The 21,874-nt window shown below is 68.4% G+C and carries 21 protein-coding genes; 12 read left to right on the top strand and 9 right to left on the bottom strand.

Going from position 1 to position 21,874, the window contains the following annotated elements; genetic code table 11:
• Nucleotides 1-22: 22 nt before the first annotated feature.
• The 5 genes from Rhe02_RS13400 to shbA form a co-directional block, all read right to left on the bottom strand.
• A complete protein-coding gene (locus Rhe02_RS13400; RefSeq protein ID WP_203908512.1) occupies nucleotides 23-847 on the bottom strand; it encodes a DUF8832 domain-containing protein in 825 nt (274 codons plus the stop codon).
• Nucleotides 825-2,669: a choice-of-anchor B family protein gene (locus tag Rhe02_RS13405; RefSeq protein ID WP_203908513.1), complete on the bottom strand. Its 1,845-nt coding sequence runs from the start codon at nucleotides 2,667-2,669 to the stop codon at nucleotides 825-827. The genes Rhe02_RS13400 and Rhe02_RS13405 overlap by 23 nt, the downstream gene beginning before the upstream one ends.
• A gap of 70 nt (nucleotides 2,670-2,739) precedes the next feature.
• A complete protein-coding gene (locus Rhe02_RS13410) occupies nucleotides 2,740-5,721 on the bottom strand; it encodes an AfsR/SARP family transcriptional regulator (protein ID WP_203908514.1) in 2,982 nt (993 codons plus the stop codon).
• Nucleotides 5,722-5,739: 18 nt separating this feature from the next.
• A complete protein-coding gene (locus Rhe02_RS13415) occupies nucleotides 5,740-6,624 on the bottom strand; it encodes a serine/threonine-protein kinase (protein ID WP_203908515.1) in 885 nt (294 codons plus the stop codon).
• Entirely contained in the window at nucleotides 6,621-7,205 is a 585-nt protein-coding gene (gene shbA, locus Rhe02_RS13420; RefSeq protein WP_239123764.1) for an RNA polymerase sigma factor ShbA, read from the bottom strand. Before shbA ends, Rhe02_RS13415 begins: the two co-directional genes overlap by 4 nt.
• A 38-nt stretch (nucleotides 7,206-7,243) precedes the next feature.
• Between shbA and Rhe02_RS13425 the strand changes: the two genes are divergently transcribed.
• The 11 genes from Rhe02_RS13425 to Rhe02_RS13475 are packed head-to-tail and all read left to right on the top strand — an operon-like array spanning nucleotide 7,244 to nucleotide 17,496.
• Nucleotides 7,244-8,200, top strand: a complete 957-nt coding sequence (locus tag Rhe02_RS13425; RefSeq protein ID WP_275412614.1) for an ABC transporter ATP-binding protein — start codon at nucleotides 7,244-7,246, stop codon at nucleotides 8,198-8,200.
• Complete coding sequence (locus Rhe02_RS13430) at nucleotides 8,197-8,946, top strand: MlaE family ABC transporter permease (protein ID WP_203908516.1); 750 nt, start codon at nucleotides 8,197-8,199, stop codon at nucleotides 8,944-8,946. Before Rhe02_RS13425 ends, Rhe02_RS13430 begins: the two co-directional genes overlap by 4 nt.
• Nucleotides 8,946-9,740 (top strand): MlaE family ABC transporter permease, encoded by a 795-nt coding sequence (locus Rhe02_RS13435; protein ID WP_203908517.1) that lies wholly within the window; start codon nucleotides 8,946-8,948, stop codon nucleotides 9,738-9,740. Before Rhe02_RS13430 ends, Rhe02_RS13435 begins: the two co-directional genes overlap by 1 nt.
• On the top strand, nucleotides 9,737-10,924 hold the full coding sequence (locus Rhe02_RS13440; RefSeq protein ID WP_203908518.1) for an MCE family protein: 1,188 nt from the start codon (nucleotides 9,737-9,739) through the stop codon (nucleotides 10,922-10,924). The genes Rhe02_RS13435 and Rhe02_RS13440 overlap by 4 nt, the downstream gene beginning before the upstream one ends.
• Nucleotides 10,921-11,925: an MCE family protein gene (locus tag Rhe02_RS13445; RefSeq protein ID WP_203908519.1), complete on the top strand. Its 1,005-nt coding sequence runs from the start codon at nucleotides 10,921-10,923 to the stop codon at nucleotides 11,923-11,925. The genes Rhe02_RS13440 and Rhe02_RS13445 overlap by 4 nt, the downstream gene beginning before the upstream one ends.
• Complete coding sequence (locus tag Rhe02_RS13450; RefSeq protein ID WP_203908520.1) at nucleotides 11,922-12,887, top strand: MCE family protein; 966 nt, start codon at nucleotides 11,922-11,924, stop codon at nucleotides 12,885-12,887. The genes Rhe02_RS13445 and Rhe02_RS13450 overlap by 4 nt, the downstream gene beginning before the upstream one ends.
• Nucleotides 12,887-14,092, top strand: coding sequence for an MCE family protein (locus Rhe02_RS13455; protein ID WP_203908521.1), 1,206 nt, complete (start codon nucleotides 12,887-12,889; stop codon nucleotides 14,090-14,092). Before Rhe02_RS13450 ends, Rhe02_RS13455 begins: the two co-directional genes overlap by 1 nt.
• Nucleotides 14,089-15,306: an MCE family protein gene (locus Rhe02_RS13460; protein WP_203908522.1), complete on the top strand. Its 1,218-nt coding sequence runs from the start codon at nucleotides 14,089-14,091 to the stop codon at nucleotides 15,304-15,306. The genes Rhe02_RS13455 and Rhe02_RS13460 overlap by 4 nt, the downstream gene beginning before the upstream one ends.
• A complete protein-coding gene (locus Rhe02_RS13465; RefSeq protein WP_203908523.1) occupies nucleotides 15,303-16,571 on the top strand; it encodes an MCE family protein in 1,269 nt (422 codons plus the stop codon). The genes Rhe02_RS13460 and Rhe02_RS13465 overlap by 4 nt, the downstream gene beginning before the upstream one ends.
• The gene (locus tag Rhe02_RS13470; protein ID WP_203908524.1) at nucleotides 16,568-17,041 is read left to right on the top strand and encodes an Rv1363c family protein; all 474 of its coding nucleotides are present in this window, start codon (nucleotides 16,568-16,570) and stop codon (nucleotides 17,039-17,041) included. Before Rhe02_RS13465 ends, Rhe02_RS13470 begins: the two co-directional genes overlap by 4 nt.
• Nucleotides 17,008-17,496, top strand: a complete 489-nt coding sequence (locus Rhe02_RS13475) for a hypothetical protein (RefSeq protein ID WP_203908525.1) — start codon at nucleotides 17,008-17,010, stop codon at nucleotides 17,494-17,496. Before Rhe02_RS13470 ends, Rhe02_RS13475 begins: the two co-directional genes overlap by 34 nt.
• Here the strand turns inward: Rhe02_RS13475 and Rhe02_RS13480 are convergent.
• The 3 genes from Rhe02_RS13480 to Rhe02_RS13490 are packed head-to-tail and all read right to left on the bottom strand — an operon-like array spanning nucleotide 17,493 to nucleotide 19,744.
• Complete coding sequence (locus Rhe02_RS13480) at nucleotides 17,493-17,945, bottom strand: cupin domain-containing protein (RefSeq protein WP_203908526.1); 453 nt, start codon at nucleotides 17,943-17,945, stop codon at nucleotides 17,493-17,495. The two genes, Rhe02_RS13475 and Rhe02_RS13480, sit on opposite strands and share 4 nt — an antisense overlap.
• Nucleotides 17,942-19,159, bottom strand: coding sequence for a ribonuclease D (locus Rhe02_RS13485; protein WP_203908527.1), 1,218 nt, complete (start codon nucleotides 19,157-19,159; stop codon nucleotides 17,942-17,944). Before Rhe02_RS13485 ends, Rhe02_RS13480 begins: the two co-directional genes overlap by 4 nt.
• A 27-nt stretch (nucleotides 19,160-19,186) precedes the next feature.
• Entirely contained in the window at nucleotides 19,187-19,744 is a 558-nt protein-coding gene (locus tag Rhe02_RS13490) for a DUF3000 domain-containing protein (RefSeq protein ID WP_203908528.1), read from the bottom strand.
• A 77-nt stretch (nucleotides 19,745-19,821) separates the two neighbouring features.
• Between Rhe02_RS13490 and hemE the strand changes: the two genes are divergently transcribed.
• Nucleotides 19,822-20,814 (top strand): uroporphyrinogen decarboxylase, encoded by a 993-nt coding sequence (gene hemE / locus Rhe02_RS13495; protein WP_239123766.1) that lies wholly within the window; start codon nucleotides 19,822-19,824, stop codon nucleotides 20,812-20,814.
• On the opposite strand, the gene Rhe02_RS13500 is transcribed toward hemE, so the two are convergent.
• Nucleotides 20,815-21,870: a hypothetical protein gene (locus Rhe02_RS13500; RefSeq protein ID WP_203908530.1), complete on the bottom strand. Its 1,056-nt coding sequence runs from the start codon at nucleotides 21,868-21,870 to the stop codon at nucleotides 20,815-20,817.
• Between the last annotated feature and the right edge of the window lie 4 nt (nucleotides 21,871-21,874).

Here is a 21,874-nt window from a genome sequence, read left to right on the forward strand (position 1 = left end):
CGCCAGAATTACAGCGCCAGTATTAACTGACGAAGATCGTAAAAGCGGCGCGGTGCAGCGCCCCGGCCACCTGGAAGTCCATGAAGAGCCGGTACTCCCCGCGGTTGGCGAACTGGGTGTGGAAGGCCAGCTCGCTGGGGATCGGATGCAGGTGGGTGAGGGCCTGGGTGCGCACCTCGAAGGCGGACATGTGCGCCAGCGCTCCCAGGTAGGGCTCCAACTGCGCGTCCACCGCGAATCGCAGCAGGGCCGGGCGGCCCGCGATGAGGTGAGCGGTGCCGTCGAGGCGGGTGACGGTGTAGGGGCCGGCCGCGCTGGCGGAGGCGGGCGCCGGCATCGGGGCGAGCTTGGTGTCCCCGGCGATCACGAAAGGTACCCCGAGCACGATCGGATGTCCGAGCACGCTGCGGCCCTTCGGGGTGAACTCGGCGTAGAACCGGTACGGGCCGCCGTCGTCGATGGTGACCTGCGTCGACCACTGCCCGGCGGACAGGGTCGGGTGCAGATGCTGGAAACCGCTCATGTCGTCGCGTACCAGGTACAGGTGGAGCATCCGTTCCTGCACGGTCTCGTAGTCGGACAGGATCTGTCCGTCGGGTCGCAGGATGTGGAAGGCGAACGGGATGTCCTTGCCGCGCGCGGTGGGGACGGCGGCCGGGCGGATCAGGTACCCCTCAAAGCTGTCCGAAAGCCCATCGCTGTGCACGTATGGCGAGGGCGTCGCGGCCGGCTCGGAAGGTGGTGCTGACCGTCCGGGTAGGACGGTCAGCACGTAGGCCGCGGTGACCAGGAAGACGCACCCGATGACCAGGTACGCCAACCTGCTATTGCTGAGTGATCGTGACATTGTCCACGCCAGCCTCGACCAGGCTTGCGCCCGATGCGTCGGCCGCCTGAATGAGGATCCGCACGGACTGCCCGGCGTAGGCCGAGATGTTCCAGGTGCCGGTGGCCCAAGCGCCGTTGCGGTTGCTCGCGGCGCCCGCCTGGTTGAACAACTGCGTTGTCCCTCCATTGTGGACAATGCTTACCCGGAAGAAGTCAGCGCTGGAAGCGTTGCTGCCGTGGGCGAGGTACCAGGACAGGGAGACGTTCAACGTGCCGGTGGCCGGCAGCGTGATGGCGGGGGACTGGATGCTGGTGGTCCCGCCGTCGATGTCGAAGTCGCCCGCGGCCGATCCGGCGAGCCGGCCCGTCACGAGGTCGTTGACGCCGCTGACCGTGGTGCCCAGCTGCTTGGCGCCGCTGGAGGTGGTCGCCTCCGGGTCGCCGCGTTCCCAGGCGCCGGTGGTCGCGTTGTCGGTGCCGTTCGGGTTGGTGGTCCAGCCGGTCGCGGTCTCGAAGGTGTCGCTGTAGACCGTGGTGGGCGGGGGCTGGCTGGTCGGGTTGTGCTTCACCAGGAACAGACCTTGTTCGATGCCGCTGATGGCGATCGTGCCGCTGGCGAAGAAGGGGTAGTTGTTCCACGCGCCGTTGAAGCCAGTGGTGTTCGACGCCGGGTAAATGTCGAAGTAGGCGATCTCCTGCAGCTGGTTCGACGCGATGCCTGAGCTGTCCAGGATCCGCAGCCCCGCCCGGTAGGAGGCTTGGTAGGTGCGGTCACCGATGATGTAGAGGTTGTGGTCGGTGGCCGTGATGTTCGGGTTGATCCACATGCTGGTGTTGACCGGGGCGTTGAGGTCGGAGACGTTCCAGATGAAGGTCTTCGTGCCGGGGGTGTCCGAGTCGAGCTCGTCGTCCATGAGCAGGCGCGCGTGGTCGCCGGTCAGCCAGCCCTGGTGGGTGTAGCCGACACCGACGTAGCTGGTGCGCGACAGCTGAACCGGAGCGGACTTGTTGGTGATGTCCACAATGGTCAGTGTGTCGGTGTTGTAGTTGAAGCAGATCTCGTGACCCGTGTAGGTCGTGTCCGGCCCGTGGTAGACCACGCACTGGTTCTCGTGGACATAGCCGTCATTGCTGACGCAGCCGGCATTGACCGGGTTCTTCGGGCTCTGCACGTTGACCATGTGCACGCCGCCGCTGCAGGTGTTGGTGCCCACCGCGTAGATGAAGCCGGTCTGCTCGTTGACCGACAGGGTGTGCGAGTTGCCGAAGCCGGTGTAGCGGGCGTCGGCGGTGAAGGTCTGCGGTGTGGTGACGCCACGGAGTCTGGTCAGATCAAAAACCTGCATTCCGTGGGTACTGATCGAGTCCGCCCCGATATACGCATGGTTCGCGTAGACCTTGATGTCGCGCCAGGAACTCGACGTCCCGTTGAAACTCGGAAGATTTCCAAGGTATACGGGAGCGGTGGGCACGCTGACATCGATGAACGAGGCACCGGTGGTCCGGCCGAAGATGATGTACTCCTTGCCGGTCGTGGAGTCCGTCCAGCCCCACATGCTGTTGCCGTTGCCACCGCCGATGGTGGAAAGCGGCATGGCGGCCAGCAGATCGATGTTCTTACACGGGTACTGCCCGGCCATTCCGCTGACACAGGGTGTCGCCGCTTGGATGGTGAGGCCGTCACCGATTCGGACGGCGGGCTCATGGTCCGCCATAATCTTGCGGAGTTCTTCTTTGCCCTCGGCGGAGTAGGGATCGTGGGCCCACGATGCCGTGGTGGCGCCCAGGGTCAGGGCGAGTAGTCCAGCCACGATTCCAGCTGTTCGCAAGGTTCGCCGCATGGTTTGGGACTCCCTTCAATGGAGAGGAGCCCATCGTTACATGCCGATATTTAGTGGTGCAACAGGCCGATCAGGACAGTTGTTCAAGCCACGCGGCGATTTCAGCGTGTTCCGGGCGGTTGATCGAGGAGTAGAGGGTTTGGGCCTCTTGTGCGGCGGCTCGGGCGGCGTTCAGATCGCCGAGCGCGGCATGCGTCTTGGCGAGCGGGAAGAGGGAATGCGCAAGCGAGGCTGGGGCCGCCATCCGCCGCGCCACCGAGACGGCTTCCTGTAGGCGATCCAGCGCCCCGGCCAGGTTGCCCTCATCGAGGGCGATGCCGCCCAGCACCGTCAGCGCCTCCTTCATTCCCTGGAGGTTGTGCGAGTTCTGGGCCCAGCCAAGGGCGCGCTCCGCGTGCACGCGGGCCAGCTCGAGCTCGCCGGCGGTGAGCCTCGCCCGAGCCAGGCCGCCTTCGATCATGCAGAGCCCGACCGGGTCGTTGACCTCGGCCATGATGGTGGCCGCGTGTTCAAAGTGGACAATCATCTCGGCGAGCCGGCCCTGTGCGCGCCGCGCCTGGCCCAGGCAGGCCAGCACATTCGCCTCGCCGGAACGGTCGCCGGTGGCGCGCATGACCGTCAGCGCTTTGCCGAAGGCGGTCACCGCCGCCTCCGGATCCGGGTCGATCTCCAGGCGGAGGTTGCCCAGAGCCAGATAGGCCCGGCCCAGCTGCGCCACCGGTTCAGCGCTGTCCAGGTGGGAGATCGCCCAGTTCACCGAGGCCTCGGCGAGGCGGGCCCGGCCCAGCCGGCGGTAGACCATGCTCAGATGGATGGCCGCGGTGGCGGCCCGGCGGGTGTCTCCACATTGGACAAAATTGAGCCGCGCCTGCCGCAGCAGCGGGCGGGCCGGCAACGGGTTGCCCCGGCTCTGCTGCATGGTGCCCAGCCCGAGCAGCAGAGCGGCCGCGCCCTCGCCGCGGGCGTCGAGCCCGGCGTAGACGTATTCGGCGGCCCGCGTCCACTCCTGGGTGTAGCGCTCGTGGGTGGCGAAGTTCATCATCGTGGCCAGGATCCGCCAGGCGAGGCCGGCCCAGCCGCGGTCGGCGGCGTCCTGCGCCGCGCGGATCAGGAAGGTTCGCTCGGTGGAGAACCAGCGCGAGGGATCGGCGGGCTCCGGCCGCGGGCCGGGCTCGGGCCACCGCACCGGCCATTGCGGCGAGGGGAAGCTGCGTACCGTGAGCCGCTCGTCGGCGGCGATGGTGTGCCACAGCAACGTTTCGTAGGCTCCGCGCAGGGCGGCCAGATCGGGCTCGGCGGCCTGCTCACGGGCGTAGAGCTGCATGAGGTCGTGGACGTGGTACCGCAACCCGTCGCCGGTTTCGCGGGTGGTGATGAGCGACGCCTCGGCCAAGCTCGCCAACGCACGGTCAGCGGCCACCCCGAGCAGAGCCTGGGCGACCCAGGCGCCCGCGTCGGCGACCGGCAGCAGCCCGATGCGGCGGAACAGGGTGGCCGACTCGGCGTCCAGATCGCGCAGGCTCAGCGCGAAGACCGCCCGCACCGCGCTGTGCGGGTCTCCGTCCACCTCAAGACCGCCGAGGCGATCGCTGCCGAGCAGCGACTTGCTGAACTCGGCGATGCTCTGATGTGGACGGTCGGCCAGGTTGGCGGCGGCGATGCGCAGCGCCAGCGGCAGATGCCCGCAGGCGCGGGCAAGCTCGGCGGCCGCCTCCGGCTCGGCGTCGACCCGGGCCGCGCCAAGGATCTGGACCAGCAGACGCCGGGCCTCGCCGGGGCTCAGCCCGCCGATGTCCAGCCGGCGGGAACCGTCCCGGGCGATCAGCCCGCCCAGCCTGTCCCGGCTGGTGATGAGGACCATGTTGTCCGCCCCGCCCGGAAGCAGCGGCCGCACCTGGTCGACCGAGGAGGCGTTGTCGAGCAGGATCAGCATCCGCTTGCCGGCCAGGGTGGACCGGTAGAGCGCGGCCGCTTCGTCCTCGCGTTGCGGGACCACGTCGTGGGGGAGCCCGACCGAGCGCAGCAGCTGACCCAGCGCCTCCAGCGAGCTGACCGGTGTTCCCGGGCTGTAGCCACGCAGATTGAGATAGAGCTGCCCGTCCGGGTAAAGGTCGATGTTGCGATGGGCCCAATGCACCGCGAGCGCGGTCTTGCCCATGCCCGCGATTCCGGCGATGGTGCTGATGACCGCGGTGGCGGCCGGGACCTTGGCCACCTCGTTGAGCCAGGACAGATCCTGCTCGCGGCCGGTGAAGTCGGGAATGTCGCGGGGAAGCAGGTTCGGCCCGGTGGGCTGGCTCTTCTGCTGCGGCGCGGCCAGCGCCGGGTCGGCCCGCAGCACCTGCTGCCACAGCCGCTGCAGCTCGGGCGTCGGGTCGACGCCGAGCTCCTCGGCGAGACGCCGCGAGGTCTGCCGGTAGACCTCCCACGCCTCGACCTGCCGGCCGCCGCGGTAGAGGGCGAGCAGGAGCTGCCCGCTCAGCCTTTCCCGGTAAGGGTTCTCGGCCACGGCGGTGGTCAGCAGGCCGACCAGTTCCGCATGGCGGCCAAGGTCGAGGCCGGCTTGCATCTGCTCCTCGAAGACGGTCAGCTTCAGCTCTTCCAGCCGGACAGCCTCGGCCTCGATCATGGCCACGTCCCGGGTGTCGGCGTAGGCCGGGCCGCGCCACAGGGCAAGGGCGCGCTCGGCCACGGCGTAGGCGCGGACGGGGTCGCCGCCCTGCTGGGCCGACACGACCTCGGCGGCCAGCTCGATGAAGGTTTGCGAGTCGGCCGGGAGGATCCGCATCCGGTACCCGGAGGTGCCGAGCGAAATGATGTCCTCACCGAGCAGGCGGCGCAGGCGATGGATGTAGATGAGCAGGGTCTTGCGGGCCGTGCGGGGCGGGTCGTTGTCCCACAGCGCGTCCGCGATGACATCGATCGATAGTGGGCTGCCGCCCTGGGAAAGGAACAGGGCGAGCAGCCTGCGCTGCATGAGGGCGGGAACCGAGATCGGTGTGGTGTCAGCGTTGAGCGTCAGAGGTCCGAGGACGCTGAACTCGATCAACACGTGCCCAGGATAGGGGGCTCAGCCAAGGAGGGGCAGGCTGGGCAGCAGAGTTGGCAGAATGCTGGGCAGGATCGGTGGCAGCAGTCCGGTCTTACTCGGCGTAGGGGAAGCCCCGGTCGACGGGGCGAGGGTCTGACCCGGTGGCGGCGCGATGGTCGGCTGCCCGGTCTGTCCTGGCTGCGGAAGCGTCACGCCGCCCAGCTTCAGGGCTTGCGCCAGGATCTCGTCCGCCTCCTCCTGCAGCCGCTGTTTCATCGCTGGGGTGGTGACGCGGGCGATGGCTTTCCCGGCCGAGCCCACGAGATCGATCGCCACCTGGGCCCGGTTGTCGGCCAGCGCTTGCCGGGCTTCGCCCAGCAGTCGCTGCGCCTCCTTCTCGGCGACCTTCGAGTCGGCCTTGTCGCTCCAGACCAGTTTGGCGATCGGCCACAGCGGGCTGCCCGGCTCGGCCGTTGCCGAGGCGCCGGCCACCCCACCGAAAGCGAGCAAGGCGGCCGCGATCGCCACGATCAATGGTCGGGGCCCCCGCCTTGGCCCTCGCTGAGGCCCGCCCGCGCCGGGCGGCCTCACCGTTGCGCCCGGGGCGGTGCGCCTTGAGCCACCGGCCGCGCGTCGGCCCGGGTCTGCGGTCGCGTCGGGCTCGGCGGTCTGCTCTGGCTCAAGTTCGTTGCCGACCGGGTCGAGCGGACCCGGGCTTTGGCGGAGGTCGGCTATGTCGGCGGCTGAGCGGTTGCGGCGGCGCGGCTGAGGCGCTGTCGGCGTGGCGGGGCGCAGGACGGCGGGGTCGATATCGGAGATTTCGGATTGCCAGGCCGCCAGCAGATTGGCCACCACGTCGCCTTCGGGAGCCGGCTCGCCCCGGCCGAGCGCGTCGAGCAGGGCGTCATCGTTGTCTATGGTCATACCGCCCTCCTCTCCATAGGCTCGTCGAAAATTCCGGCTGCCAGGTTGCGCAGCTTGGCCAGCGCCCGGGACTGCGCCACCCGCACCGCCACCGAGGTCATGTTGAGCACGCTGCCCACCTCGTCGGCGCTGAGCCCGACCGCGACCCGCAGCACCACTATCTCGCGCTGGGTCTCCGGCAGGTGATCGAGCAGTTGGTTGAGCAGCTTGGCCTGATCGGCGCTGACCGCCTGCTGTTCCGGCCCCGGGGCGGCGTCGGGCCGCTCGAAGGTGGCTTCGGCCGCGGGCACCGCTAGTTTCATCGCGGCGCGCTGTGCGTCCGTTACCTTGCGGGCGGCGATTCCATAAACAAACGCCGAAAATGGCACACCCTGGTGCCTATAGCGGGGAAGCGCCTTCAACAGTGCGACACAGACCTCTTGCGAGACATCGTCGGCGGTGGTGAAAGCGCCACCTGTCTTGCCCAGCCGCGCCCGGCAATATTTGATGACCCCGGGCTGGACGTTGCCGAGTAACGCGGCCATGGCGTCGGGCTCGCCGCGCACAGCGCGGTCCACAAGCTCCGTCTCCGACCAAGTCACTGCAGCAGGTTAACCCGAAAATAGTTTGTAACACCAAAGTGGGCTACGCCGATTACCCGAACATGGGAGTCGAGGTTCGGGTTGAGGGGCTGACCAAGTCATTCGGCCACGTCAACGTCTGGTCGGACGTGAGCCTCACCCTGCCCGCGGGCGAAATCTCGGTTCTGCTCGGCCCGTCCGGGACCGGCAAATCCGTATTTCTCAAGACATTGGTCGGCTTATTGCGACCGGATCGCGGCTCGGTCTGGATCGCGCAAAGCGATCTGACCAAGCTCAAGGAACGCGACCTGTACGAGATCCGCAAGCTTTTCGGCGTGCTGTTCCAGGACGGCGCCCTGTTCGGCTCGATGAACATCTACGACAACGTGGCGTTCCCGCTTCGCGAGCACACCCGCAAATCGGAAACCCAGATCAAAGGCATCGTGTCGGAAAAGCTAGACATGGTGGGCCTTATCGGGGCCGAGTCCAAGCTGCCCGGCGAGATCTCCGGCGGCATGCGCAAACGGGCCGGGCTCGCCCGCGCTCTGGTGCTCGAGCCGCAGATCGTTCTGTTCGACGAGCCCGACTCGGGCCTGGACCCGGTGCGCACCGCCTATCTCAACCAGCTCATCGTCGACCTGAACCAGCAGCTCGACGCCACGTTCCTGATCGTCACGCACGACATCAACACCGCGCGAACCGTTCCCGACAACATCGGCCTGATCTACCACGGTCACCTCGCCATGTTCGGGCCGCGCGAGATGCTGCTGTCGAGCAAAGAGCCGGTGGTGCGCCAGTTCCTCAACGCGCAACGCATCGGGCCGATCGGCATGACCGAGGAGAAGGACGCGGACTCGCTGGCCGCCGAGGCGGCGACCGGGGTTCGGCTGCCCCCGCTGCCCGCCATCCCGCTGCAGCTTCGCCCTTCTGACTTTCGGGCCAGGCGCGCGGAACGGGTACCCGGACAATGGTGCCGGGAAAATGGTGTGACACCGCCCGAGGGGTCGTTCCAATGACCCTGATCGGCGAGTTCCTCATCTACTGCGGGCACGCGTTGCGCGCCATGTTCCGGCGGCCCTGGCAATTGCGCGAGTTCGTGCAGCAGGCCTGGTTCATCTCGTCGGTGTCCATCGCGCCGGCGGCTTTGGTGTCCATCCCGTTCGGCGCGGTCATTGCGCTGCAACTGGGTTCGCTCGTCCGGCAGCTTGGCGCGCAATCATTCACCGGAGCCGCGTCGGTGCTAGCAGTTGTCCGTGAAGCGGGACCGATTGTCACCGCTCTCATCATCGCCGGGGCTGGGGGCTCGGCGATCTGCGCCGACCTGGGGGCCCGCAAGATACGCGAGGAGCTGGACGCCATGCGCGTTCTCGGCATCGATCCCGTCTCGCGTCTTGTGGTCCCCCGGGTCGCCGCCTCCATGCTGGTAGCCGTCCTACTCAACGGCATCGTGAGCGTAGTTGGAGTCTCGGGCGGCTACCTGTTCAACGTCGTCATGCAGGGCGGCACCCCGGGCGCCTATCTGGCGAGCTTCCAGGCGCTGGGGCAGTTGCCAGATCTCATCTCCGGCGAGATCAAGGCGCTCGTCTTCGGTCTGGTGGCCGCGTTGGTCGCCACCTATCTGGGGCTGAATGCCAAGGGCGGCCCCAAGGGTGTCGGCGACGCGGTGAACCAGTCGGTCGTCGTCACCTTCATGCTGCTGTTCGCGCTCAACTTCGTGATGACCGCGATCTACTTCCAGGTCGTTCCGCAGAAGGGGTCGTGATGCGTTTCCTCGACACACTTGGCGGGCAGCTCGCCTTCTACGGCCGGGTGGCCGCCTGGACCCCGCGCACCGTGAGCCGTTACAAACGCGAAGTGGCGCGGCTGCTTGCGGAGATCAGTTTCGGCCGGGGCGGTCTGGCCGTAGTGGGCGGAACTGTTGGCGTCATTTGCTTTATGACCTTCTTTACGGGTACCGAGGTAGGCCTGCAGGGATATCAAGCCCTCAACCAGATCGGCAGCAGCGCCTTCACCGGCTTCATCTCCGCCTACTTCAACACCCGGGAGATCTCCCCTCTCGTTGCCGCGCTCGCGCTGTCAGCGACGGTGGGTTGCGGCTTCACCGCGCAACTTGGCGCGATGCGCATCTCGGAGGAGGTGGATGCGCTTGAGGTGATGGCGGTGCCCTCTGTCCCGTTCCTGGTCACCACCCGCGTGATCGCCGGCTTCATCGCGGTCATCCCGCTCTACGTGCTGGGTCTGCTCGCCAGTTACCTGGCCACCCGGGGCATCGCCACCATCTACTTCGGACAATCGCCAGGCACCTACGACTACTACTTCGACCTGTTCCTGCCACCGGCCGATGTGCTCTGGTCCTTCGCCAAGGTGCTCGTCTTCAGCGTGATCGTGATCGGAATCCACTGCTACTACGGCTTTCACGCCACCGGCGGCCCGGCCGGGGTCGGCGTGGCGGTGGGACGCGCGGTGCGCGCCGCCATCGTCAGCGTGAACATCGTGGACTTCTTCCTCTCCCTCGCCATCTGGGGCGCCACCACGACAGTGCGGATCGCCGGATGAGACGCCTACTCGGAGCGGCCTTCGTCGCGCTGCTGGCGGGCCTGCTGGCGACCAGTGTTCTGGTCTACCGCAAGGCTTTTACCTCTGTGAGCTGGGTGACCCTGCAGACCACCCACGCCGGAATGCAGCTGTCCCAGGGCGCGGACGTCAAGTATCGCGGCGTCATCGTCGGAGACGTGCGATCCATTAGTGCCAACGGTTCGACGGCAACGTTGCGGCTGGCCCTCGACCCCGCGCTCATCGGCCACATCCCGGCCGACGTCAGCGCGCGCCTGCTCCCGAAAACGCTGTTCGGCGAGCGCTATGTGGAGCTGGTCGGTGCGGGCAGCGGACCCGCGCTGAGAGCGGGCGTCACCATTGGCCAGGACCGTTCGGAGAACGCGGTCGAGCTGGAGCGGATCCTCGACCAGGCCCTTCCCCTGCTACAAGCCATCAAGCCGGACAAACTCGCCGCGACGCTGGGAGCGCTGGCCTATGCGCTTGACGGCCGCGGCAACCGGCTCGGCAACGACCTCGCTGTGGCCAACGGCTATCTGGCCGCGCTCAACGAGCAGATGCCGACGATCGAAGCGGATGTGCGACGCCTCAGCGCGGTGCTCGACTTCTACCACGGCGCGCTGCCCGATCTGCTGGAGGTGCTGCGCAATGTCACCGTCACCGCGACCACGGTGAGTCAGCAGCGCGACCAGCTGAGCCGTTTCCTCATCAGTACCACTGATCTGGCCCAGGGCGCCGACCGCGTCCTCACCACGCATGAGGCGAGGATCATCCAGCTGGGCCAGGTGAGCCGGCCCGTGCTCGAGCTGCTGGCTGCCTACGCGCCAGAATATCCTTGCCTGCTCAAGGGATTGGTGACCCTGCAGCCCCGGGTGGAGAAGGTCTTCGCCACCGGCCGGATGCACATCACCCTCGAGGTGACCAAAGACAACGGGAAGTTCGTCAAGGGCCGCGACGAGCCGGTCTACGGCGCGCACAACGGCCCGGACTGCCATGGGCTGCCCGGAAACGTGCATGTGCCAGCGCCCGGGGTCGAGCTCAACGACGGCTACGACTACGGCGTGGAACGCCAGCTGCTGAAGGGTTTGCTGGCGGTCAACAGCGGCACCACCCCGGACCAGGTGCCCGATCTGGCCACCCTGCTGTGGGGGCCGCTGCTGCGCGGAACGGTGGTGAACGCGTCGTGAAATCTCTCCTCAAACTCGTCGTTTTCGCCGTCGTGACGGTGCTTGCCACCGGCGCGCTGGCGCAGACGCTGGGCGCTTTCAGCGGCGGGGGCACCGCCTATCGCGCCCGCTTCACCGACGTCGCCGGGGTGCTCGCTGGCGACGACGTGCGCATCGCCGGAGTCAAGGTGGGTGAGGTCACCGACATCCGCCTGGTCGACGGTGCCACCGCAGAGCTCGAATTCACTGTCGACCCCGCAGTGCCGCTGACCGCTTCGACCAAGGCGAAGATTCGATATCGCAATCTGGTCGGGCAGCGCTACCTCGCGCTGAGCGAAGGCCCCACTGCGGAACGCCTGCGCCCCAACGGGTTGATTCCGCTGGGCCAGACCACGCCGGCGCTGGACCTGACCGTGGTGTTCAACGGGTTCCGGCCGTTGTTCACCGGCCTGTCACCGCAGGACGTCAACGGGTTCGCCTACGAAATCATCAAGCTGCTGCAGGGCGAGGGCGGCACGGTGACCCATCTGCTGGAGCGCACCGCCTCGCTGACCACCACCCTGGCCGATCGCGACGAGCTGATCGGCCGCGTGATCACCAACCTCAATCAGGTGCTCGGCGTGCTGGACCAGCGCGACGCCCAGCTCAACGAGACCGTGAAACAGTTGCAGCTCTTCGTCTCCGGTCTCGCCGCGGACAGGGAGGCCATCGGCGACGCCATCGCCAACATCGGCGGTCTGGCCCAGGCGACGACCGGGTTGCTGCACGACGCCCGGCCCGCGCTGGCCGCCGACATCTCCGCCCTGAACACCCTGACCGGCACGCTGCAGGCCAATACGGCCGCGATCGAGTCGACGCTCGCGAACGCGCCCGAAAGGCTGCGGGCGCTGACCCGGACAGCCTCCTACGGCTCGTGGTTCAACTTCTACCTGTGCGACTTCGACGGTCGCGTGATCGCGCCCGACGGGCGCGAACTCAACCCGGTCACCTTCCACGGCACGAATGCGAAGTGCAGCTCGTGAAGCCCGCACGAGTCGGCCTGATCGGTGTGGCCGTGGCGGCGCTGCTTCTGGTAGCGGCCTTCCGGATCGATGACCTACCGCTGATCGGCGGCGGGGACACCCACACCGCGGCGTTCCGCGACGCCAGCGGGCTGGCCGAGGGCAACGAGGTGCGCGTCGCCGGAGTCAAGGTGGGCAAGGTGACCGCGGTCTCGCTCGCGCGCGGCGCCGGTGGTGCCTACGTGCGTGTGTCCTTCCGCGTAAGCGATGTGGCGCTCGGCCCCCAAACAGGTGCGACTATCCGCATCAAAACCGTCCTCGGGCAGAAGTACCTGGCGTTGCACCCGCAGGGGACGGGTTCGCTGACCGAGGAGATCCCGCTTGAGCGGACCTCGTCGCCGTTCGACGTCATCGAGGCCGTGCAGGGGCTCGCCGGGACGCTTGACCAGATCGACACCGCCCAGCTGGCCCAGGCGTTCACCGTGCTCACCGAGACCTTCGATGACACCCCGGCCGCGGTCAAGGCCTCCCTGGACGGGCTGTCGCGCCTGTCCAAAACCGTGGCGCAGCGCGATGGGCAGCTTCGCGAGCTGCTCGCCCACGCCCGCAACGTCACCGGCGTGCTGGCCGAGCGCGACGAGGAGTTCCGCAAGCTGCTCACCGACGCCAACCTGCTCCTCGCCGAGGTGCAGCGGAGGCGCGACGCGATCCACACCCTGCTCACCGCCACTTCTGAGCTAGCGGACCAGATCTCGGGGCTGATCACCGAGAACAGCCAGACGCTCAAGCCCGCCCTGCAGAAGCTGCGGGCCGTGGTCGGTGTGCTGCAACGCAATCGGAGCAACCTTGAGGCGACCCTGACCAGCCTCGCCCCCTTTGTCAACGCTTTCGCCAATGTGGTCGGCAACGGCCGCTGGTTCGATTCCTATGTGGATGGTCTGGTGCAGGGCCTCACTCCCACGGTCCGGACAGGAGGCAACTGATGGAGGAGTATCCGGATGTCGTGGGCACCGAGCCAGCGCCGCTACCGCGCAGGAAGCCGGGCAGCGGCTTGGGCGAGGATCCGGCCGACGGGGTCCGCGCCTGGCGGGCCAGCCTCGGATCGGTCGTAGAGCAGACCCCTGTCCCAGCCAAGGAGCCGGAACAGAAACGGCGGCGTGTCTTCAGGTGGCGAACGTTTGTGGCGCTGCCGTTGGTCGCGGTGCTCGGGGTGACGGCGGTGGCGCTGTGGCCGCAGCGGCCGGCCAAGACGGTCACGGCGATTTTTCCCAGCGCGGTGGGCATCCATGAGGGCTCCGACGTGAGGGTGCTCGGCGTGCGCATCGGCAAGGTGACCCGGGTGGTGCCGCAGGGGCGCACGGTGCGGGTGGAGCTGAGCTACGACGCGACGATCCCGGTGCCCATCGATGCCGGCGCGCTGATCGTCGCGCCGAGCGTGGTCAGCGATCGCTACATCCAGCTCGCCCCCGCCTACGACCGGGGGGAAGTGTTGCCGGACAAGGCTCAGCTGCCCGTCGGCCGCACCGCGGTGCCGATCGAGCTGGACGAGATCTACGCCGCGCTGGACAAGCTCAATGTCGCGCTCGGGCCCAACGGCGCCAATGCCGAGGGTGCTCTGTCGGAGTTGGTGCGGGTCGGCGCGGAGAACCTGAAGGGCAACGGCGAGAGCCTGAACGAGACTCTCGACAGCCTCGCCAAGGCGATGACCACTCTTTCTGAGGGGCGTCAGGATTTGTTCGGTACCGTGGCGAACCTGCAGGAGTTCACCACGATGCTGGCTCGAAGCGACGTCGCGGTGCGCGAGTTCAACGGCCGCATGGCACAGGTCTCCGAGCAGCTGGCGGCCGAGGGCGATGAGCTCGGCGCGGCCGTACAGGATCTGGCCCGGGCGCTGCGGGAGATCACCACCTTCGTCCAGGCGAATCGGGCTGAGCTGAAGGCCAATGTGGCCGCGCTGGCCGATCTGACCGGCATCCTCGTTCGCCAGCAACGCGCCCTGATCGAAGTCCTGGACGTGGCGCCGCTGGCGTTGTCGAACCTGAACCTGGCCTACAACCCGGCTTCTGGCACGACCGACACCCGGGACAACGCCCTGGGCCCGTATGACCCGGCCCGGTTCGTCTGCCAGCTGCTCGCCGAAACCGTTCCGGCGGCACAGCTGCCCGTCGCCTGCGGACTGCTGCCATGAGACGGGCCCTGGTACTGCTTCTGCTTCTCCTCACCGGTTGTGAGGCGACCCAACGGTCCTATTCGGTCACCGCGGAGTTCACCGATGTGCTCGATCTGGTACCGATGGCGGCGGTCAAAGTCAACGACGTCACGGTCGGCAGCGTCGAGGAAATCACGCTCAGGGGTTTCGTGGCGGTGGTGCGGATGAAACTCAGCGAGGGGGTCGACCTGCCCGACAACGCGACGGCGGCGATCCGGCAGTCCAGCCTGCTGGGCGAGAAGTTCGTGGCCCTCGCCGCGCCGGCGGGCCAGGCCGGCCAGGCCGGCCAGGGCAAGCTTGGCAACGGCGACCTGATCGGCCTGGACCGCACCCGGCAGGGCGCCGAAGTGGAAGAAGTCCTTGCGGCGCTTGGACTTCTCCTCAACGGTGGCGGCCTGGCCCAGCTCAAGACGATCAACCAGGAGGTCGTCAAGGCGCTGACCGGTCGCGAAGGCGACGCCAAGGGGGCCCTGCACGAGCTCGACCGGTTCATCACCGGCCTCGATGCGCAGAAGGCCGAGATCGTCAAGACGATAGAAGCGCTCGACCGCCTCGCCGCCGGGCTCGCCACGCAGACCGAGGTCATCGGCAACGCGCTCGACGCGCTGGCGCCGGGCCTGACCGTGCTGGCGCAGCAACGCGAGCAGCTCACCGACGCGCTGGTCGCGTTGCGCGATCTGAGCGAGGTGGGGGTAAGGGTCATCGACGCCAGCGCGAAGGACACCGTCGCCTCGCTCAAGGCGCTGCAGCCGATCCTCGATAATCTCGTCGCGGCGGGCGACGCGTTGCCCAAGGGCATCGACTTTGCTTTGACCTTCCCGTTCCCGCCCAACGCGCAGAAGGCGATCACGGGTGACTTCGTCCGCCTGCACGCGACGCTCGACCTTGACGCGGCTTCGATCCTGGCCAATCTGATGGCGTCGGCGGGCGGGGCGCCACTGCCCGCGCTGCCTCAGCTGCCGCTGCCACAGCTGCCCACGTTGCCGTTGCCGAGCCTGCCCCCACTGCCGTTGCCGAGCCTGCCCCCGTTGCCGTTGCCCACCGTGCTGCCGTCCGGGCTGCTGCCTTCTTTGCCGGGGCTGCCACCGATCCTGCCCGGGGTGCGGCTGGGCAGGTCTGACCCGATGACCGGCGAGGTGGCCGGGATGCGCGGCGGTCTCTCGGCGCTGCTGATCGGAGGGGAGCCGGCATGATCCGGTTGCGGCTGCTTGTCTTCGCGCTCGCGGGGCTGCTCGGGATCGGCTACGTGGCGGTGCGATATGTGGGCCTGGGTGACCAGTTCACCGGGCGTTACCTGGTCTACGCCGACTTCACGCACAGCGGCGGGATCTTCGAGGGCGCGTCGGTGAACTATCGCGGTGTCCCGGTGGGCAGGGTGCGCTCGGTGGCGCTGCACGAGGCCGGGGTGAGGGTTGCGCTGCACCTGGACGGTGGGGTTCAGGTGCCGCGTGAGCTGCGGGCGGTGGTGGCACACCGCTCGGCGGTCGGGGAACAGTATGTCGACCTGCGCCCGGAGACCGAGCACGGACCATTTCTCCAGCCAGGAGAGGTGATCCCAGCCGACCGGACGGGCCTTCCGCTGCCGATCGAGACGCTGCTGTCCAATCTGGACGCACTGGTCTCCTCGGTCGACGTCGGCGAGCTGGCGGTGGTCATCGACGAGCTGGGCACCGCGTTCGAGGGCAATGAGGCGGCGCTGCGCCTGATCCTCGACGCCAACAGCGCCCTTCTCGAAGAGGCGTCCAAGCGGCTGCCCGAGACCTCGGCGCTCATCGCGGACTCCGCGACCGTGCTGCAGACCCAGATCGACAGCGGGGCGAACATCCGCCGATTCGCCTCCGCTCTGGCTCAGCTCACCAAGTCGGTGCGCGAGGCCGACCCGGATCTGCGGCAGCTGCTGGCCAATGGGCCGCCCGCCGCGACGGAACTGCTTGGGCTGCTTCGGGATGTGGAACCCTCGCTGGCCCCGCTGCTGGGCAACCTCATCACCGTCAACGGCATCGGCTTGCGGCATCTCGCCGGCATCGAGCAGCTGCTCGTCGTCTACCCGGCGGTGGTGTCGGGCGCCTTCACCGTCGCCCCCGGCGACGGGACCGCCCATCTCGGACTGGCGCTGAACGTCAGCGACCCACCGGCATGCAACTACTACCGCAGCGGGCAGCCCTACCGTTGCTCCGGCTCGGAGCTGGGCCAAGGATCCGGCGTGCGCAGCTCCTCCAATGCTCCGCGGGCGGGCGCGGGCCCAACACCTGCACCCCTGGCCCAAGGCTCCTCCCTTGGGCCGGGGCCGTCCACGGATACGGCCACCGGTACGAGCCCCGTCGTGCCGGTGGCCACCTACGACCCGGTCACCGGGCTCGTCATCGGACCGGACGGGCTACCCATCTGGTTCGGCGGCACGGGCGGCCAGGCCGCCTCCGCCGGAGCCCAATCATGGAAGGTGCTGTTGTTGCCATGAAAGTGCGCATTGTCGCCGCGCTGCTCGTCGTGATCTCGATCGCTTCCGGATACGCGGGCTACACCTGGTTCCAGGCAAGGCAGCGCAGCGCCGCGGCAGCGGCCGCGCTCGCGGCCGCTCGCCAGTTCGCGGTGGATTTCGTCTCCATCAATGCGGCCACCGTCGATCAGGATCTGTCCCGTGTGGCGCTCGGCGCGACCGGAGAGTTCGGTGATGAATACCAGCGCGGCATGCCGACCGTGCGGGCGGCGGTGCTGGAGAACAAGGTGCAGTCCGGCGGCAACGTGCTGCGGGCGGCTCTGGTGAACGCGGACGCCGACTCGGCGGTGGCGCTGGTGGCGGTCGACGCGACAGTGAAGAACGTCAAGTCGCCTGAGGGCCGGGTGGCGCATTACCGCATCCAGCTTGACCTGGTGCTAGAGGAGGGGAGTGACCGGTGGCGCGTTTCCAAGCTGCTCTTCGTGGGGTGAGGGCATTGCTCATCGGGGTTGTCGTGATGGCCGCGCTCGGTGCGGTGGCGCTTTACGACAGCGGCCGGATGGGTCGCGAGCAGGCCGCGGCTGGGGAGTGTCTGGCGGTCGCCCCGGCCGCGGCCGTGGCCCTGTTCTCCTACGACTACCGAAGCTTCGACGCCAGCGTCTCCGGCGGGCGCTCCTTCGCGGCGGGATCGTTCGCCGACGAGTACGCCCAGACGACCGCCGCGCTCAAGGACGCGGCCATCAAGGAGCAGGCGGTGGTCACGGCACAGGCCGGGTCGGTGGGCATCATCTCGTCGGGCTCAGATCACGCGGAGGTGCTCGTCTACCTCAACCAGTACCGGCGAAATGTCAATATCACCGGCGAGAAGGTGGACCAGAACCGCGTGGTGCTGACGATGACCCGGGTCGGCGGCCAATGGAAGGTCACCGGCGCCCAGGCCATCTAGAGGCTCGTCGTGTTGTACCTGCCGCGCAGATCGGCGAGATCCTCGGCGGTGGGGGTGTGCCCGGCCATCACCATCTCGTGCACGTCGCGGAAGTACCGCTCGTAGCCACCCGGCCGGAACAGCCCGATCACCTTCGCCGGCCCGGCGGAGTCGTTGCGGAAGCCGTGTGCCACCCCGGGCGGGACCGAGACGGTGCCGCCCACGCCTATCACCGCAGCGCCGAGCTGCCCCTCGGCCAGCACGTCGAAGGTGACCTCACCGGCCATGATGACGAAGTCCTCGGTGTGGCCGTGGTGGATGTGCGGCATGGCGCCCATCGCCCCGGCCGGCAGGTCGAACTCCACTATGGACAGTTCTCCGCCGGTGTCCTCGCTGCGCAACCGGATCAGCAGCTGGCTGGGCCCGACCTGCAGCCGTTCCAGCGGCTCGGGATGGATGATCGCGGTCATGGCTGGGTCTCCGGCGCGGCCGGGGCGGCGGCCAGCGCGTGGCTCAGCTCCTCGGCGAGCAGATCACACTGCCATTGGCGGGCGCCGTAGCCGGTGAGAAAGTCGGTGACGGTCTGCACGTCGATCGGGGAGGGCGGCTCCCAGGCCAGCCGCCGGATGAACTCCGGCGTGATCAGGTTCTCCGGCGGGAGGGTGTGCTCCTCGGCGGTCTTGGTGACGACCTCCCGGCAGCGGGCCAGCCGCTCCGCCGCGACCGGATCCTTGTCGGCCCAGCGGTGGGCCGGCGGTGGGCCCTCGAACTGTGGGGCGACCGGCAGGGCGTCGTCGGGCAACCCGCGCGCCTCGGTCAGCGCGTCGAGCCATTGGGTGGCGAGCCGGCGCACCGACCGGCCGCCGAAGCCGGGCAGCAGCAACAACTCGCGCTCGGTCTTCGGATCCATCTCCGCCGCGGCCACGATGGCTGCATCGGAGAGCACCCGGCCCGGGGCGGTGTCGCGGCGCTGGGCGATGGTGTCGCGGGCATACCAGAGCGCCCGGACCCGAGCCTGGGCGCGAGCGCCGCGCACCCGATGCAGGCCAGAGGTTCTGCGCCAGGGATCGGCCTTGGCTCGCGGCGGCCGGGCCCCATTGCGGGCGAGCGCGGCGAACTCCTCGGCGGCCCACTCGCTCTTGCCCTGTTCCTCGAGCTGTTCGGCGAGCGCATCGCGCAACGGCACCAGCAGCTCCACATCGAGCGCGGCGTAGGTGAGCCACTCCTGGGGCAGTGGCCGCGTGGACCAGTCGGCCGCGGAGTGGTGTTTTTCCAAGGCGAAGCCGAGCAGCTGCTCGGTGAGCGCGGCGAGGCCGACCCGTTCCAGGCCGGCCAGACGCGCGGCAAGCTCGGTGTCGAACAACCGTTTCGGGCGCAGCCCCAGCTCGGCGAGGCAGGGCAGGTCCTGGCTGGCGGCGTGCAGCACCCATTCGGCGTCGGCGAGCGCTTCGTCGAGCGCGGAGAGATCGCCCAAGGGCACCGGGTCGATCAGGGCGGTGCCGCTGCCCTGCCGGCGCAGCTGCACCAAATAGGCGCGCTGGCTGTAACGGAATCCAGAGGCGCGCTCGGCATCAACCGCCACCGGGCCAGTTCCGGCGGCAAAACGGGTCACCACCTCGCGAAGCTGCGCCGGGGTGACCGCCGGGGCGGGCGTTCCCTCGGCGGGGGCGGTGAGCAGGGTCATGAACTACACCGTAACGCCATGATGTTGTCAGGTGCGGCGCAGGGGAAGCGAGGCGACGCCGACGGGCGGTAGCCCCGCGGTGGACGCGAGCAGCGAACACCATGCCTCTAAATGATCATTTACCGGTACCCGCAGTGGAGTCCACGAAGCCCGCAGCTCAAGATCGGTCGTGGTGGGCCCGTGCAGCCCGCCGAACTTGCTCGAGGTGGTCAGCGTGACGGTTCCCCCGATGGCCCGGTAACCCGAGGTCAGCGAGTCGAGCGCGTCGACCAGCCAGGCCCAGCCGACCTGGGGGAGCAGGGGATCGCCGGCCATGTCGGCCTCGACCTCCGCCTGCACATAGCAGACCAGGCGGGTGTCGCCTTCCCACGCCTCATGCCCGGCGGGGTCGTGCAGCAGGATGAGCCTGCCGGTGGTGACCTCTTCGCCGTGGCGCAGAACGCTGCCGCCCATGGCGAAGGAGTACGGTGCCAGCTTGGTCGGCGGTGGCACCTCTTCCAGCGCGATCTCCTGGCGCGGGTGGACCTCACGCATTGCGCTGACGGCGCGCGTGAAGGTCTCAGGCAGTACGGTCGTGAGCGCCATACACATCACAGTAGGCTCTATTTCCCCCTATCACCCTCCACGGCGCGCCGAGCCGCGTTTGTGTGAGGATGACTGGGATGGGTGAGCTATTGAAAGCCAGCCGGGGCGAGCGCGTTGAGCACGTGCCGGTGTGGTTCATGCGGCAGGCGGGACGTTCGCTTCCCGAATATCGGCAGGTCCGCGCCGGGGTGCCGATGCTGGAGTCGTGCCGGCGGCCGGAACTGGTCTGCGAGATCACGATGCAGCCGGTGAGAAGGCACGGCGTGGACGCCGCGATCCTCTTCAGCGACATCGTGGTTCCGCTGGTCGCGGCCGGGGTGGATCTCGACATCGTGGGTGGGGTAGGCCCGGTGATCGCGGAGCCCTTCCGCACCGAGGCCGACCTGCCACCGGCGCTCGCGCCCGAGCAGGTGTCGTTTGTGGACGAAGCGGTCCGGCTGCTGACCAAGGAGCTGGGCGAGGTGCCGCTGATCGGCTTCGCCGGGGCGCCGTTCACCCTCGCCAGTTACCTCGTCGAGGGCGGGCCGTCGAAGCATCACGAGAAGACCAAGGCCCTGATGTACGGGCAGCCCGAGCTCTGGCATGCCCTGTGCGCCCGGCTCGCCGAGATCACGCTGACCTTCCTGCAGGTGCAGATCGCGGCGGGGGCCTCGGTGATCCAGCTGTTCGACTCGTGGGCGGGCGCGCTGTCCGAGGCCGACTATCGCACCTACGTGATGCCGCACTCCTCGTTCGTCCTGGAAAGGATCAAGGTGCCGCGCATCCACTTCGGCGTGGGCACCGCCCAGTTGCTCACCGCGATGGGCGAAGCCGGGGCCGATGTGGTCGGCGTCGACTGGCGCACCCCGCTAGACACCGCGGCCGCTCTGGTCGGCGGCCGCGCGGTGCAGGGCAACCTCGATCCGAGCGTGCTCTTCGCGCCGTGGGAGGTGGTGGAGCGGGAGGTCCGCCGGATCGTCGCCGAGGGCCGCTCCGCGCCGGGTCACATCTTCAACCTCGGGCACGGTGTCATGCCCGAGACCGATCCCGCCGTCCTCACCCGCGTCGTGGAGCTGGTCCACTCCCTGTGATCAAGGAGTTGATCGCGGAGCTTCGGCGTAGGCGGGCTCAGCCGCCTGCGGGGGCGAGGACAGATGGCGCGACGGGCGCCATAGCAGTGAGCCGAGGGCGGCGCCGGTGCCGGCCGCGAACAGCAGCGAGCCACCCCACAGGGATTCGGGCCAGAGCACTCCGGCGGTCGTCGCGTAGGCGATGAGCTGGAAGGTCCAAATCAGAAACGCGCTGAGGCCGGCGACGATCGGCAGGCCGTAACGCCAGTCGCGCCAGGGGACCTGGGCGATTATCAGGTCACCGGCCAGCGCGCCTATCCCGGCGGCGATGACGCCGGGGATGAGCACACTCATCTTCCAGTGCTCCGACATCGCGATCGCGGTGCCGAGGCCGACGGCCACGGTGAGGGTGGTCAGCGTGCCCACCCGGTGGCGGCCGTCGCGCACCTGCCACAGGGTCGGGATCAGCAGCAGGCCGGTGCTCACCAGCACGCCGCCCAGCCACATCACCACGACGTAGTCGTCGTCGTAGGGCTGGAAGCCGGTGGCCGGGGCCGCCCAGCGAAACGGCGAAAGCGGGTTGAGGAAGAACCCGGCAGCCATCACGGCCGAGGTGAGCGAGACGAGCTCGGGGATGGTGGCCGTGGCCGACAGGGCCCGCTGTGAGCGCCAGGCGCTCGTCCCCATCAGCAGAACGCCGGTCATCAGACCGAGATGCGGCGGGCTCAGCAGCGCGTCGATGGAGGCCTCGATGCCGATCAGCTCGTGCCAGAGCAGGTCGATGGCGCCCGATGCGGCGAAGATGGCGACGCCGATGGCGCCTCCCCGGTACCCGAGAGGCAGCCTTTGAAATGTTTGAAATGCTGTATCTCCGGGGCGGCGGATCCGCAGCGCGATGATGCCGAGCCACGCCGCGAAGGCGGCCAGCCCGGAATAGAACGAGGCGTGCCAGGGCGTGAAGAAATCGTCGATGAGGTTGAGCACGTGCACATGTGCCCAGCCGTCGAAGTGGACGCCTACGACGATCCAAAGCCCGATCAAGGCCGTGACCAGATCACGACGCCACTCAGTTGGCACAGGG

Source organism: Rhizocola hellebori (assembly GCF_016862955.1).
In the GTDB taxonomy this organism is placed as follows: Bacteria; Actinomycetota; Actinomycetes; order Mycobacteriales; family Micromonosporaceae; genus Rhizocola; species Rhizocola hellebori.